13 protein-coding genes are annotated in these 13,720 nt (G+C 40.7%); 8 read left to right on the top strand and 5 right to left on the bottom strand.

Annotation, left to right across the window (positions count from 1 at the left end):
• Positions 1 to 79 precede the first annotated feature (79 nt).
• On the top strand, positions 80 to 2,506 hold the full coding sequence (locus HOP08_10355; GenBank protein NOT75321.1) for an FtsX-like permease family protein: 2,427 nt from the start codon (positions 80 to 82) through the stop codon (positions 2,504 to 2,506).
• A 36-nt stretch (positions 2,507 to 2,542) separates the two neighbouring features.
• On the opposite strand, the gene HOP08_10350 is transcribed toward HOP08_10355, so the two are convergent.
• From HOP08_10350 to HOP08_10335, 4 genes are read right to left on the bottom strand one after another with little or no spacing between them, the layout of a single operon-like run.
• Positions 2,543 to 3,181 carry a CBS domain-containing protein gene (locus HOP08_10350; GenBank protein NOT75320.1) on the bottom strand — a complete coding sequence of 213 codons (639 nt, stop codon included), beginning with the start codon at positions 3,179 to 3,181 and terminating at the stop codon, positions 2,543 to 2,545.
• Between the two features lie 38 nt (positions 3,182 to 3,219).
• Positions 3,220 to 3,987, bottom strand: a complete 768-nt coding sequence (locus HOP08_10345; GenBank protein NOT75319.1) for an alpha/beta hydrolase — start codon at positions 3,985 to 3,987, stop codon at positions 3,220 to 3,222.
• Positions 3,988 to 4,030: 43 nt separating this feature from the next.
• Positions 4,031 to 4,537, bottom strand: coding sequence for a CvpA family protein (locus HOP08_10340; protein ID NOT75318.1), 507 nt, complete (start codon positions 4,535 to 4,537; stop codon positions 4,031 to 4,033).
• Positions 4,534 to 4,986, bottom strand: coding sequence for a GatB/YqeY domain-containing protein (locus HOP08_10335; protein NOT75317.1), 453 nt, complete (start codon positions 4,984 to 4,986; stop codon positions 4,534 to 4,536). The genes HOP08_10340 and HOP08_10335 overlap by 4 nt, the downstream gene beginning before the upstream one ends.
• A gap of 50 nt (positions 4,987 to 5,036) precedes the next feature.
• Here HOP08_10335 and HOP08_10330 point away from each other — a divergent pair, with 50 nt between their 5' ends.
• The 5 genes from HOP08_10330 (at position 5,037) to HOP08_10310 (ending at position 10,642) form a co-directional block, all read left to right on the top strand.
• Positions 5,037 to 5,750, top strand: coding sequence for a pyridoxine 5'-phosphate synthase (locus HOP08_10330; protein NOT75316.1), 714 nt, complete (start codon positions 5,037 to 5,039; stop codon positions 5,748 to 5,750).
• Positions 5,751 to 5,844: 94 nt separating this feature from the next.
• The gene (locus tag HOP08_10325) at positions 5,845 to 7,728 is read left to right on the top strand and encodes a mucoidy inhibitor MuiA family protein (GenBank protein NOT75315.1); all 1,884 of its coding nucleotides are present in this window, start codon (positions 5,845 to 5,847) and stop codon (positions 7,726 to 7,728) included.
• A gap of 56 nt (positions 7,729 to 7,784) precedes the next feature.
• The gene (locus tag HOP08_10320; protein ID NOT75314.1) at positions 7,785 to 8,696 is read left to right on the top strand and encodes a tetratricopeptide repeat protein; all 912 of its coding nucleotides are present in this window, start codon (positions 7,785 to 7,787) and stop codon (positions 8,694 to 8,696) included.
• Between the two features lie 3 nt (positions 8,697 to 8,699).
• A complete protein-coding gene (locus HOP08_10315; GenBank protein NOT75313.1) occupies positions 8,700 to 9,257 on the top strand; it encodes a 2'-5' RNA ligase family protein in 558 nt (185 codons plus the stop codon).
• A gap of 86 nt (positions 9,258 to 9,343) precedes the next feature.
• On the top strand, positions 9,344 to 10,642 hold the full coding sequence (locus HOP08_10310; GenBank protein NOT75312.1) for an HlyC/CorC family transporter: 1,299 nt from the start codon (positions 9,344 to 9,346) through the stop codon (positions 10,640 to 10,642).
• Positions 10,643 to 10,663: 21 nt separating this feature from the next.
• Here the strand turns inward: HOP08_10310 and HOP08_10305 are convergent, their stop codons facing one another.
• Positions 10,664 to 11,299, bottom strand: coding sequence for a deoxynucleoside kinase (locus HOP08_10305; GenBank protein ID NOT75311.1), 636 nt, complete (start codon positions 11,297 to 11,299; stop codon positions 10,664 to 10,666).
• Positions 11,300 to 11,448: 149 nt separating this feature from the next.
• On the opposite strand from HOP08_10305, the gene HOP08_10300 reads away from it, so the two are divergent.
• Complete coding sequence (locus HOP08_10300) at positions 11,449 to 12,483, top strand: gliding motility lipoprotein GldB (protein ID NOT75310.1); 1,035 nt, start codon at positions 11,449 to 11,451, stop codon at positions 12,481 to 12,483.
• A 25-nt stretch (positions 12,484 to 12,508) separates the two neighbouring features.
• Positions 12,509 to 13,696, top strand: coding sequence for a nucleoside permease (locus HOP08_10295; protein NOT75309.1), 1,188 nt, complete (start codon positions 12,509 to 12,511; stop codon positions 13,694 to 13,696).
• The last annotated feature ends 24 nt before the right edge of the window (positions 13,697 to 13,720 follow it).

Here is a 13,720-nt window from a genome sequence, read left to right as displayed (position 1 = left end):
CAATAAGAAGTTATTCAAGTCGTGCGGAATTTTTGAATGTCCCGCACGACTACCCTCCTCTCTTTAAAACCAAATTATCATGTTAAGGAATTATATCAAGACTGCTTTTCGCAGCCTGAACCGTCATAAGTTTTTTTCTTTCATCAACATCTTCGGTCTGGCAATTGCGATGTCCATTTGCCTTGGTATCATCATGCTCGTGGCAGATCAGATGACATATGATATCCATAACACAAAGCGCGACAGGATTTATCGGATTACCAGCATTCCTGTTGGCGCTGATGGACTATCCAGCAGTGGCAATGAATACTCCACTTCTCCAATGCCTTTGCGTCAGGAGTTAATCGATAACTATACCGGTATTGAAAAAATCGTTCAGATAAAACGAGGGTTCGGAAATGGCTGGATTGAGTTTGATCAAAATGTAAATGTTCCGCTTAGCGGATTCTTTGTTGATCCTGAAATGCTTGACATTTTTGAATATGAATTGGAATATGGTGATGCAAACACCGCATTGACTGAACCCTACACAGTGGTTCTTACCAAAAGAGCTTCCAAAAAACTTTTCAAAGAAGAAAATCCAATAGGGAAAACCATAAAGGTTGGTGACATCGGAACGTATACAGTAACTGGCATTCTGAGAGAGACAGACCGGAAATCACATATCGTATTTGAAGGGCTGGCAAGCATGGCTTCCTGGAGAAGTCAGGTGGCTATGAAGGGGAAGAAAAAAAGAGATGGTGAGGATTGGCATAATCACTGGGATACCTGGAATTATTTATTGCTTGAAAAAGGAAAAACAGCTGATGATATCAAACCTCATCTCGCCAAAATTTATAAAACAAAAATTGCTACTGTTACTAATCCTGATATTCAAAAAACATCATTCTCTCTGCAATCATTGCGCGAGATCACTCCTGGTAAATTATTGAACAATCCAATCGGACCGTTCCTTCCGTGGATCTTTATATATTTTTTCGCGGGTCTGGCTGGAGTTGTGATGTTGACATCCTGCTTCAACTTTACAAATCTTTCTATTGCGAGATCACTCACTCGTGCGCGCGAAATTGGTGTTCGTAAAGTTTCAGGAGCAGCACGGTGGCAGATCTTTACTCAGTTTCTGTCAGAGTCTGTTATAACAGCTTTGCTTGCGCTGGCATTGTCTTTCGTCTTTTTAATGGCGATTAAACCTTTAATGCTGAATCTCACCTTTGCAAGAGTGTTGAAGTGGGATCTAGAATCTAACATTTATGTCTATGGTGTTTTTGTAGTGTTTGCTGTCGTCATAGGAATTCTCGCTGGCTTGTTTCCAGCTGTTGTTCTTTCTGGCTTTCAACCGGTAAAGGTTTTGAAGAACCTGGGGTCTATGAAGCTTTTTTCTAAAATGGGATTGCGTAAAGCCTTGTTGGTATCACAGTTCACTTTGTCGTTGATTTTTATCCTGACAGTAATCGTGATCTATAATCAATTGAATTTGTTTGTGCGTGCGGATCACGGCTTTGACATGAAGAATAATGTTGTTGTAAGACTTAACAATACCTCTTCTCAGAATTTAAAAACAGAATTAGCCAAGCATTCTAACATAACCAATGTAGCGACTTCTTCACACGTTCCCGCAGCAAGCACCACCTACGGAAGCGGATTCAAAAAATCGCTTGACGAAAAAGAATGGACCGATCTTGAATACTATTCTGTGGATGAGGACTATTTGAAAAACCTTAGCCTCACCATGATTGCCGGCAGGAATTTTTCGGCAGAGGCGGGGATTTCCAATAAGAATTTCATTCTTATCAATGAACAGTCCGTAAGAGCTTTTCATTTTGCTTCTCCCGCAGATGCAATCGGGCAAACTGTTATTCACGATCATGATTCATCAAAGCTTGAGATCATCGGTGTGGTGAAAGATTACAATCATCAGATGATGATGCAGAAGATCAGTCCTATGGCACTAATGTATAATCCGGATCAGTTTCAAATTCTCCAGGTAAAGTATTCAGGGGACTATAGTGCCGCCACAAAATCCATAGAAGAATCCTGGGCAAAGGTCAATCCTTCCTTAAAGCTTGATTATAAAAACTTTGAAGAGGAGATCCTAAGTTTCTATCATACCATCTTCGGAGATCTTGTCAATATTGTAATGATGATCGCTTTTCTTGCCATCATGATCTCATGTCTTGGTCTTCTTGGAATGGCTACTTACACAACGGAAACGCGCATGAAAGAAATTTCTATACGCAAGATTCTTGGATCCAGTGATGCATCACTGATTGTTCTTCTATCAAAAGGATTTGTTAAAATCTTACTGGTTGCAATTCTGATTGCGGTACCATCTGCTTACTTCCTAAATAATTTATGGCTCGAGCAGGTTGCGTATCACACCAGTTTTGATTTTGTTGTGGTGATAACGGGTGTGATGATGCTGGTAGTTTTTGGTGCGGTGACGATCGGTTCACAAACCATTCGCGCAACGAAAGTGAATCCGGTAGAGAATCTGAAAAGTGAATAGTTAACGCGTGGAAATTGAATGGCGATAAAGGACGCTTCAGATGTTCAAATATTTCATGAGCATGTCAAGTCTTTCTTTATCGTCATCATCACGTGGTGCTTCCTGATAACGACCAATAACGCGATATCCAAAACGTTCAAGTGTTGCAACAATGCGTGAAAGATCAAGCTGATTGATTTTAAGTGTCAGCTTTATTTTTCCCCGGTCGAGTGCATCTTCGGTCATCGTGCTGCTGATAACTTTTGCTTTGTTCTCTTCAACGTAACGACTGATCTCAGCAAGAGAATAATCAATCAGATCCATTGAAAGGACAATAATACCTCCTGGCATTTGAACAGAAGCTGTTTGGGCAAAAGATGCCATGATATCCTGAACCGTAATGATGCCGGCATAACGGCCTTCTTCATTCAGCACGGCAACAATATTCAGTTTATGTTCTCCGGCAACTTTAAGGATGTCGAAAAAATGCGATTCCAATCCAACGACGCAATCCTTTCCGACAAGGTCAAAATCACCAAGATTCATATCGATGTCATTTGACTCGAGAATGATCTCTTCAGAAATAAATCCAAGCAATGTTCCTTCATCTACAACGGGAAGGTGATTGCAACGGAATTCCTCCATCCACACAATTGCCTTGTGGGCATCATCCGACACCTTTAGCGGCGGAATCATGTGGTTGATAAGTTCTTCTGCAATCATTTATTTATTCTCTATTTAACCTGGGGTGTTGCCATTAAAAAGTCCTCCACAATTTCATTGAATTCTTCAGGATGTTCCATCATCGGTGCGTGACAGCATTTGTCCATAAAATGCAGTTCAGAGTTCGGGATCAACCTATTAAATTCATATGCCACGGTGGGTGGCGTAATGGTATCATTTAATCCCCAAACCAGCAGTGTGGGAACCAGTATTTTATGCAAATCGTTTGCCAGGTTGTTGCGCTGTGCAGATTTGGCGATAGCAACGATCCGCATACATTTTGGAATGCTTTTCGTCGTCTCAAAAACTTCATCAACCAATTCCTTGGAAGCAACTGCCGGATCATAAAAAGTATATGCTACGCGTTCGCGAACGTAATCATAGCTTCCTCTTCGCGGGTATGAGCCACCCATCGTATTCTCAAACAATCCCGAACTGCCGGTTAGCAACAACTTATCAACTTTCGCAGAGTTATTCAAAGTATATAGCAATCCTATATGACCCCCTAAAGAATTGCCAAGGATGATGAGATTATCAAGTTTCTTTAATGCTACAAAGTCTTCAACAAATTTTCTTAAACCTTCAAGCCCTGCTTCTTTGATAGGCATCTCATAAATAGGAAGCATAGGAATTACAACTCTGAATTGCTTCGAGAATCTGCTCACAACTCCTTCCCAGTTACTCAATGCACCAAACAAACCATGGAGTAACATAAGAACCTGTCCATGACCTTCGTCTACGTATTTAAAACCGCCTTCTTCTTTAACATTAAGAGCCATGTGACAGTTATTTCCTTGAAAAGTAAGTGAAAAATATTCGTAGTTAGAATTGCCTGAAAATTTCCTTGAAAATGGGCAGAAATCCTCCAATCCATTCAGCAGTACGCGGGGCTAATTTCGCTGTAAAGGGATAAAGCCATGAGCCAACGGTCCATGATTCTTTGGGAGTCCACTTCAGTGAATCTGCAATCCATAACGCAATACTTAACATAAATATTGTTTTGAATGCACCCAGTACAGCACCCAAACCCTGATCAGCTTTGCCGAGAAAAGATTTATCAATTGAATTCTTTATCAGTTTCCCAGCTAAGTTGACAAGCACTACAATGATGATAAATATCACTGCAAAGGAGATGTAAGGAAGTGTCGTTGTATCTGCGTTGAATTTCTCTTCAAGTAGTATCATTCCTTCACCCATCAGTTTGAAGCCTGCGAAGACTCCAAGCAATATTGCAATAACTGAAATCAACTCCATCAGAAAGCCTTCTTTGTAACCAGCGAATGCGCCGACAATAATCAGGAGGGCAATAATAATATCTGCTGTGCTCAAGACGCGAGGAGTTTTTTAACAAGTTCAGAGATAAGTTTTCCGTCAGCCTTACCTGCAAGAGATTTGGTTGCAGTGCCCATTACCTTGCCCATATCCTGAGGACCTTTGGCGCCCACCTGAGCAATGATTGCCTTTAATTCATTTGCTACTTCTTCTTCAGAAAGTTGTTTAGGCAAGTACCGGCTAATAACTTCAAGTTGAAGATTTTCCTTGGCTGCAAGATCTGTTCTTCCTTCCTTTTGGAAGATCTCAGCAGATTCTTTTCGCTGTTTAGCGGCCTTCATTAATAATTTATTTTCTACATCGGCAGCGATGTCTCCACTTCCACCCTTTTCTGTTTCGGAAAGGAGGATCATTGACTTGATGCTGCGCAGGGCTTCAAGTTCTTCTTTGTTCTTGGCGAGCATCGCTTTCTTGATGTCGGCGTCGATGATAGTTTTCAGTGACATGATTTATGTATTTTCGCTTCAAAGTTATCGAACGAAATCCATCTTTAACAATGACGCATTTAAGTGTCAATATCAACAAGATTGCCACGCTTCGCAATGCCCGCGGGGCGAATAATCCTGATGTCATTAAAACTGCGCTGGATTGCGAGCGATTTGGTGCGCAGGGCATCACAGTTCATCCCAGACCGGACGAGCGTCACATCCGATACAGTGATGTCACTCAGTTGAAAAAGATTGTGACGACAGAATTCAATATCGAGGGCTACCCTGACGAGCGGTTCATGAAACTTATCCGGGAGGTGAAGCCTGAGCAGGCGACGTTGGTACCTGATCCTCCAGGGGCAATTACTTCTAATGCCGGTTGGGATACTATTAAAAATGAAACGTTTCTGAAAAAAGTAATTTCCGAAATTAAGGGCTATGGAGTTCGGGTGTCAGTGTTTGTGGATCCATCCCCATTGATGGTTGAAGGAGCTTCAAAGATCGGTGCCGATAGAATTGAACTTTACACAGAACCTTATGCATCGAATTATCACAAAGATCCTGCGAAAGCAGTGGCGCCTTATGTTGAGGCTGCAAAAGCTGCGAGGAATTTCGGCCTTGGCTTAAATGCTGGGCATGATCTCGATTTACATAACCTGAAGTTTCTTAAACAATCCATTCCGGATCTGGATGAAGTTTCAATTGGACATGCTTTGGTCTGTGATGCACTTTATCTTGGGTTGGAGAATACGATACAATTGTATTTGAGGGAGTTGAAATAACAAACGCCAATAAAAATCACCCTTAAATGAGGGGATATTTTTACTCATCGTATGGAATTTCATGATTTTCAGAATCATAGGATAAAACAAGCCTATGAAACCTATTCTACTTTCAATTCTGTTGATCATTTCCGGATCTACATTCTCACAAAATTTTAAAGAGAAAGAACTTAAGACGGAAGTCGCGGAAGTCACTCTATTTCTGAATAGTGCACAAATCTTTGAGAAAGGAAGTGCGACTCTCAACCAGGGAAAAGTTCTCCTTCGAATCAAAAATCTATCACCATTTCTTGATCCCAAAAGCATTCAGGTAAAGGCAGAGGGAGATTTTACAATACTCTCAGTCAATCACAAACTGAACTTCCTGAAAGAACTAAAGAAAGATGACAAGATTGACAGCCTTAATAAAATAGTAGAATCATTAATTGCAAATATTACCGAAAGCAAAGCCATGCTCGAGGTATTGATTGAAAAGCAAAGTCTTCTTGATCTGAATAAAAAACTTGGAGGTGAGAATTCCGGAACAACAGTTACCCAATTAAAGCTGGCTCTTGATTTTTATGACGTCGAATTTTCAAAAATAAAGCAGGAAGAAATTCGAATTAATAGAAGCATAGTCTTGAAAAGTGAGCAGAAGAAAAAGATTGAATCGCAATTGAAGGAAATTCAGGCGCAAAAAACACTTCCAAGCAGTGAAATTGAAATAAGACTTAATGCAGACAGCCAAGAGACCGTCAGGTTTTCAGTAAGCTATCTTGTTTCCAATGCAGGATGGTATCCAAAATATGATGTCCGTGTAAAGAATGTGAAAAGTCCTTTAGATCTCACCTACAAAGCTGAAGTATATCAAAACACAGGGGTCGATTGGAAAAATGTACGACTTAGATTCTCCAACGGCGATCCAAGGCAAAGTGGAGTTATCCCTGAGTTGATGCCCTGGAATTTGAATTATGCTCAATACACTTTTGTTCAAAAGTCAGCCTATGGAGTTGCGTTAACTAACGTGAGAGAGGTTTTTGGAACAGTTCTGTCAGAAGAGGATGGTAGCGTTTTACCTGGGGTTAATGTAGTGGTGAAGGGTACAACAATTGGAACTGTCACTGATGCAAATGGCCAATACCAGCTTACTTTACCAAATGAAGCATCCGTTCTGGTTTTTTCCTTCATCGGGCTGACCTCGCATGAAGAGCCTATTATAAAACCAGAAATGAACGTTGCCCTGGCTTCGGATGCAACGCAACTTTCTGAGGTTGTGGTGACGGGTTATGGCTTAAGTGGTGCGACAGCCGGTGTTCAGATACGGGGAATTAGCTCATTGAATTATAAAGAAAAAACTTCCAGAATCATCCCGACCACAATGATTGAAAATCAAACTACTGTTGAGATTTCGATAGACACACCATATTCTATAAAATCCAATGGCGATAAACTTACTGTGGATCTTAAGAAGTACCCAATTGATGCAACCTATCAATACTATACTATTCCTAAGCTTGACAAAGATGCTTTTCTGATAGCGCAGGTTGTAAACTGGGATCAGTACAATTTGCTGCAGGGTGAAGCAAATCTTTACTTCGAAGATGCTTACATCGGACGTACAATACTTGATGCAAAGGCCCTGAAAGATACTCTGACTATTTCTTTGGGTCGTGATAAGAATATTGTGATCGGTCGAATTAAGAATGAACAGTTCACAAAAAGAAGAACTCTTGGTGGTAATGCCATCGAAAGTCGCGGCTTTATTACTTCGATAAGAAATAAAAAATCCCTACCCATCAACATAAAGATCTTTGATCAAATCCCGGTTTCTGTCAATAGTGATATTAGCGTCAATGCTCTTGAAATATCTAAGGGTCAATTGGATGAGAAAACAGGAAAAATATTTTGGGATCTAGAGATAAATCCTCAACAGCAAAAGGACTTACAACTACAATACGAGGTAAAATATCCGAAACGTGAGAAAATCATTTTGGAATAGACCACAAGCCTCGAGTCCGATTTTTCTGCTAATTTCAAATCCGGAATAATCCATTCATGCAACCTACCAATAACATCGAAAGCAAACGCAAATGGTGCACCCTGCTTTCGGTGTTGTTTCTTTTATTGTTCGCAATCTTCTGGTCGCTTGGATCATTTTTCTTCTGGACACTATTAGGATTGTCCATTTCCTTCGGTGCCTTCGCGCTTTCATATTCAGGTGTCACGATCTCCTTTTTCAATAATCCAACAAGAAATCAAAATCCATTTCAGTCACGGCCATCCAATTTTGGAGCGACCGATTCGCATGGTCAGGCTATTCAAAAGAAAGTATTTAGAACCTTCGCAATCATAGGTGGCGTCATCTTCATATTCATCATTATTGGACTATTCTCCTCTGATGAGGAATCGCAAACATCCGAACCTGTTGAGATCGAGTCATCATCAACTTCTGCAGTAACGGAAACAGATAACTCATTCAATTCAAAAGGAACTGAATACTTCGACAAGGGTCAATATGATTCTGCTCTTTACTTTTATAACAAGTCACTTGAGATTAATCCAGATGATATTGACGCAACCTACAACAAGGCGCTGGCATATTTCATGAAAGAAGATTACAGAAAATCAATCAGCATCGTAAAGAAATGTCTTCAACAGAATGAGGATTACAATCCAGGCTGGTGGTTGCTGGGTGATGATTATTATTCTGTTCGGGAATATGACTCTGCGATTATTTCTCTTCAAAGGGCATACAATAATCAATATGAAGAGCCAGGCTTTCTTCAGCTTTTTGGCAATGCGTACTTAAAGCAAGGCAACAATGAAAAGGCAAAAGAGTTTTATTTAAAAGTAATTGAACAAGACACTACACAGGCCGATGTTTATCGTCAATTGATTCAGCTGGATCCTGAGAACGCTAACGAATATCGTTCACGTGCCTCTGCGCTTGAGAAGAATTCCCGATAATCAATGTCGCCGATCAAAGACCGTTACTTTATTGCTATTGTTCCTCCATCACCTTATTACGAACAAGCGGCGGTCATAAAAAATTATGTCAGTGATAAGTTCAACAGCAAAGGATCCCTTCTTTCACCTCCTCACATTACACTTCACATGCCTTTTGAATGGAGGAGTGACCGTGAAGATGACCTGATCACGCATCTTCAGAATTTCTTTTCACTTCAAAAGCAGACCTACGTAACCTTTCAGAATTTCAATTGCTTTGAACCACGGGTTATTTTTATTCAAATAGAAAAAACAGAAGAGCTTTCTCATCTTCAGCGTGCGCTTCGTCAATTCTGTAAAAAAGATCTTGGTTTATTCAACGCCGATTATAAAGACTTACCGTTTCATCCGCATCTTACCGTCGCTTTTCGTGATTTAAGAAAGCCAATGTTCAAATCGGCATGGGAAGAATTCAGCAAAAAGAAATTTGAAGGGACCTTTTTAGTGAATAATATCTCTTTGTTGAAACACATCAATGGAAAATGGGATGTGATGAAGGAATTTTCTCTTTCCAAAACATAAAATTGTATTAAAACTATAAACAGGATCGCAAATAAATCCGTGTGTAAAACGACTCCAAACTCCGTACCTTTGCCTTTTCCCTACCTATGACCCTGGATGTAATTATCACGTTGGCCCTCGTTCTGTTGAATGGCTTTTTCGTCGCTGCAGAATTTGCCATCGTAAAGGTTCGTTCCTCTCAAATTGCAGTTGAAAAGGGCACTTTATCCCGTGATGCAGCCACTAAAATCATCAGCAATCTTGACGGATATCTTGCCGCTACGCAGCTTGGAATCACCCTTGCCAGTCTTGGCCTCGGATGGGTCGGAGAAGATGTTGTTTCCAGAATGGTCCTGAACGGAATTCATAATCTCGGATTTGAGATCACAGAAGTTACAGCACATGCTATTGCCATTCCAGTTGCTTTCTTTTTACTCACGGTACTCCATATTGTGTTCGGTGAATTAGCTCCAAAGACTATTGCGATCCGATATCCCACCATCACAACACTCCGACTCTCACTTGCTCTCAGAATTTTCTACATCGTTTTCCGTCCGTTCATCTGGTTACTGAATGGATTTGCAAACATCATCCTGAAGATCTTTGGCATCAAACCAATGGGTGAAACAGAAATCCATTCAGAAGAAGAGTTGAAGCTAATCATTGCTGAAAGTGAAGAAGGTGGAGCGATCGAACATAGCGAGCGTGAATTGATTCAAAATGTTTTTGACTTTGATGATCGTGTTGTGAGACAAGTAATGGTGCCGCGCATTAAAATCTCTGCCCTGCGATTGACTTCTCCTATTCCGGAAGTGATGAATCTCGTTCTTAAAGAAGCATATTCGCGTTATCCTGTGTATGAAAATTCATTGGAAGAAATTGTCGGGATTGTTCATGCCAAGGATATTATCAGCCTATTCGTTCAAACGAACAATGACAAGGGTTTAAAAGATATCATGAGGCCAGTTCACTTTGTTCCTGAAACAAAACCTATTGATTCGCTTCTTCGTGAATTTCAAAAAAGAAAAACGCAGATGGCTGTAGTCATCAGTGAGTTCGGCGGAACGATCGGATTAGTTACATTGGAAGATATTCTGGAAGAGCTTGTAGGAGAAATTCAGGATGAACATGACCACGAGCAATTGATCGTTCAGCCTATGGAAGGCGACCGCTTTCAGATTGTTGCTTTCTCTTCCTTACATGACATTAATAAGTTCCTTAAGAGTTCATTCCCTGAATCGGAGAATTACGAGACCCTTGCAGGTTTGCTGACATATCATTGGCCAACCATGAAGGAAGGTGATGAGAAGACACTCTTCAATTATAAGATCAAGGTAACGCGTATCAACAAAACGCTTCCTGAAACTGTTGAGGTTGAATGGATCGGACCCTCACAGGAAAAATAACTGATAAGATCTTTGCTTCAGCTAATTCTGTTTGCTGAAAAGATTGTTGATCTCAAGATCTACTCTTCCAACAATATGGGAGAAATCTTCAATTCGTTCTACAAAATCCATGTGATTGACATCAACGATCAATAGTCTGCCTTTGTATCCGCTGATCCATTGCTCGTAATGCTCATTAAGAGTTTTTAAATACTCCAGCTTAATGTTGTATTCAAAGTCACGGTTACGCTTTTGAATTTGCTGAACCAGTTTTGGAATATCTGCCTTTAGATAAATCAGGAGATCCGGCGGCTGAACAAAGTTTACCATTGATTTAAAAACATCGAGATAGCAGTTATAATCCAAATCTGTGAGGTGTCCACTCTTATGAAGGTTGGCAGCAAATATCTCGGCATCTTCATAGATCGTTCTGTCCTGAACAATTGTCTTTTCGCTGTTGCGAATTTGAGTTACCTGGTTAAACCGGTTGTTCAGGAAATAGATCTGAAGGTGAAATGCCCATCGGGTCATATCGGAATAAAAACTCTTCAGATACGGATTGTGATCTACTGATTCAAAAAGTGGTGTCCAGTTATAATGCTTTGCCAGCTTTTCAGCGAGGGTCGTTTTTCCCGAACCTATATTTCCTGAAATGGCGATGTGTTTAAGTGTGTTCATGGGCTGGACGGCTAATTTAGGAATTTCATAGGAATGAACGAGGGAAGAAATTATTTCATCCTTCGGGTGCGAATTCATCCATAATTTAAACTTGGTGAACATTCCTCCTTTGCGATCTTTGGGTAAAATATTATTCTGATCTTAGTGAAATGAGAAAATTCTTGCTATTCATTTTTTGCTGTCTGCTCATTGTAAGTTGCAAGGAAACCGCTGAGCGCTGTGCTTTCATCCCTGAAAAAACTGTAAAACCAGAGATGCAACTTGAAGTCCTGGAAGACTCTCTCCCGTCCATTACCACCAAAACACAACTTGTAAATTTCTTTGATCACCATCGTCAGGCAAGGGATCTGTTTTTCAATCGTGCTGCCTATCCTAATGACTCAGCATTTATCAACGCACTTTATTCAAAATTCACTAACCCACACATCGACACTCTGCTGACCGAAACACATCGGGTCTTTGGAAACAATCAGGAATTAAAAAATGAATTTGAAGAAGCTTTCGCGAATCTTCAATACTATTATCCGGAAGTTCGTGCTCCTAAAATTCAGACAATAGTTACAGGACTTGAGGGTGGCAGTGATCTATACGTAAGCGATTCATTGATCATTGTTGGACTGGACTATTTTCTTGGTGATGGAGCAAAGTATCGGCCGCATGATATGTATGAGTACATGCTGCGTCGTTATAACAAACACTTTATTGTTCCTTCAGTAATGCTTTTGACCGGAATAGACAGTCATTTTAATAAGGTTAATTCAGAAGACCGGTCCGTTCTTGCTGATATGGTTGCCTACGGGAAAGCATATTATTTTACCAAGCAGATGCTGCCATGTGTTCCTGACAGCGTATTGATTGGGTACACGAAAAAAGAAATTGAAGGCTCTAACAAATTCGAAAATCTGATCTGGTCACGATTTGTGGAAGATCAGGTGCTATTCTCAACAAGTCATCTTGTTAAACAAAAATATATTGCTGAAAGACCCAAGACCGTGGAAGTCGGAGAAGAATGCCCGGGGCGGATCGGGACCTGGGTAGGATGGCAGATCGTTAAAAAATATATGGAAACGCACCCGGAGACAACGCTTCAGCAATTAATGAAAATTCAGAATGCCTCCCTTTTGTTTAAAGAATCGGGCTACAGACCGCAGATCGTAAAGGTGCCGGGAAAAGAAAATATTTAATTTACATTACATAAAAATTCATCTCATGAATCCTTCAGTGTTCTCCCGCCTCTCCGTCATGATGCTCCTCCAGTACTTTATCTGGGGTGCATGGTATGTAACCATGGGGACTTATATGTCTGAATTCTTGCATGCTTCCGGCATTCAGATCGGCGCAGCGTATGGTGCCCTTGCCATTGCGACAATGATCTCTCCTTTCTTCATAGGTCTGGTGGCAGATCGTTTTTTTGCCGCTCAGCGAATTATGGGCGTTCTGCATTTGGCCGGTGGGATTTTGCTTTACCTGGCCACAACCATAACTGATAACACTGCTTTCTATTGGGTCATTCTGGTCTATTCATTATTGTATACCCCTACGATCGCATTAAGCAATAGCATTGCCTTTAATCAGATGACGGATCCTGGAAAACAATTTCCCTGGATTCGTGTGTTTGGAACAGTGGGTTGGATCATTGCGGGTTTATTAATCGGATACCTGGCGATTGAAAAGACTTCTTCAACATTTTATATGGCCGCGGCTGCTTCTATTGCATTAGGTCTGATCAGTTTTATTCTTCCAAACACACCTCCGAAAGGTAAACAGGAAGGTGCTTCAGCCTCCTCTGCATTGGGAACAGAAGCTTTCGTACTTTTTAAAGACCGGCCTTATCTCGTCTTCTTCATTGCTGCCATTCTGGTTTGTATTCCTCTTTCCTTTTACTATGGATTCGCGAATGTATTCCTTAATGAATTAGGAATGGAAAGTCCGGCAAGCAAAATGATTCTAGGCCAGGTGTCAGAAGCTGTTTTCATTCTTGCAATTCCTTTTCTTTTCAACAGCATTGGAGTAAAGAAGATGTTACTGCTTGGGATGACCGCATGGATATTGCGTTATGTGTTCTTTTCCTTTGCCGATCTCGGTCCAAATACCTGGATGCTTTATGCAGGGATTATCCTTCACGGAATCTGCTATGATTTTTTCTTTGTCACTGGCTATATGTACACTGAGAAAAAGGCGGGTGATAAAATTAAAAATGCAGCGCAGGGCCTTTTCACTTTTGCCACGTATGGTGTTGGTATGGTGATCGGTTCTGCTTTCTCCGGATACACTGCCGACTATTACGTTGCAGATGGCGTTCATCAGTGGCCGCAGATCTGGTTGGTGCCAGCGTATATCGCGATTGCTGTGATGATTTACTTCATCCTGTTTTTCAAAGAGAAAAAAACTGTATAAAAATCATTGGTGGTTTTTGTTCAT

The sequence above is a fragment of the Cyclobacteriaceae bacterium genome, assembly GCA_013141055.1.
Lineage (GTDB): Bacteria > Bacteroidota > Bacteroidia > Cytophagales > Cyclobacteriaceae > ELB16-189.
Note: the sequence above shows the minus strand (reverse complement) of the source record. Positions and strands in the feature narration are given on the sequence as shown.

Excerpts from the sequence above, each read along its gene's own strand:
- HOP08_10305 (NOT75311.1), bottom strand. The coding sequence starts at position 11,299 with ATGAACACACTTAAACACATCGCCATTTCAGGAAATATAGGTTCGGGA.
- HOP08_10300 (NOT75310.1), top strand. The coding sequence starts at position 11,449 with ATGAGAAAATTCTTGCTATTCATTTTTTGCTGTCTGCTCATTGTAAGT.
- HOP08_10315 (NOT75313.1), top strand. The coding sequence starts at position 8,700 with ATGTCGCCGATCAAAGACCGTTACTTTATTGCTATTGTTCCTCCATCA.
- HOP08_10295 (NOT75309.1), top strand. The coding sequence starts at position 12,509 with ATGAATCCTTCAGTGTTCTCCCGCCTCTCCGTCATGATGCTCCTCCAG.
- HOP08_10335 (NOT75317.1), bottom strand. The coding sequence starts at position 4,986 with ATGTCACTGAAAACTATCATCGACGCCGACATCAAGAAAGCGATGCTC.
- HOP08_10345 (NOT75319.1), bottom strand. The coding sequence starts at position 3,987 with ATGGCTCTTAATGTTAAAGAAGAAGGCGGTTTTAAATACGTAGACGAA.
- HOP08_10325 (NOT75315.1), top strand. The coding sequence starts at position 5,845 with ATGAAACCTATTCTACTTTCAATTCTGTTGATCATTTCCGGATCTACA.
- HOP08_10350 (NOT75320.1), bottom strand. The coding sequence starts at position 3,181 with ATGATTCCGCCGCTAAAGGTGTCGGATGATGCCCACAAGGCAATTGTG.
- HOP08_10330 (NOT75316.1), top strand. The coding sequence starts at position 5,037 with ATGACGCATTTAAGTGTCAATATCAACAAGATTGCCACGCTTCGCAAT.
- HOP08_10355 (NOT75321.1), top strand. The coding sequence starts at position 80 with ATGTTAAGGAATTATATCAAGACTGCTTTTCGCAGCCTGAACCGTCAT.
- HOP08_10310 (NOT75312.1), top strand. The coding sequence starts at position 9,344 with ATGACCCTGGATGTAATTATCACGTTGGCCCTCGTTCTGTTGAATGGC.
- HOP08_10320 (NOT75314.1), top strand. The coding sequence starts at position 7,785 with ATGCAACCTACCAATAACATCGAAAGCAAACGCAAATGGTGCACCCTG.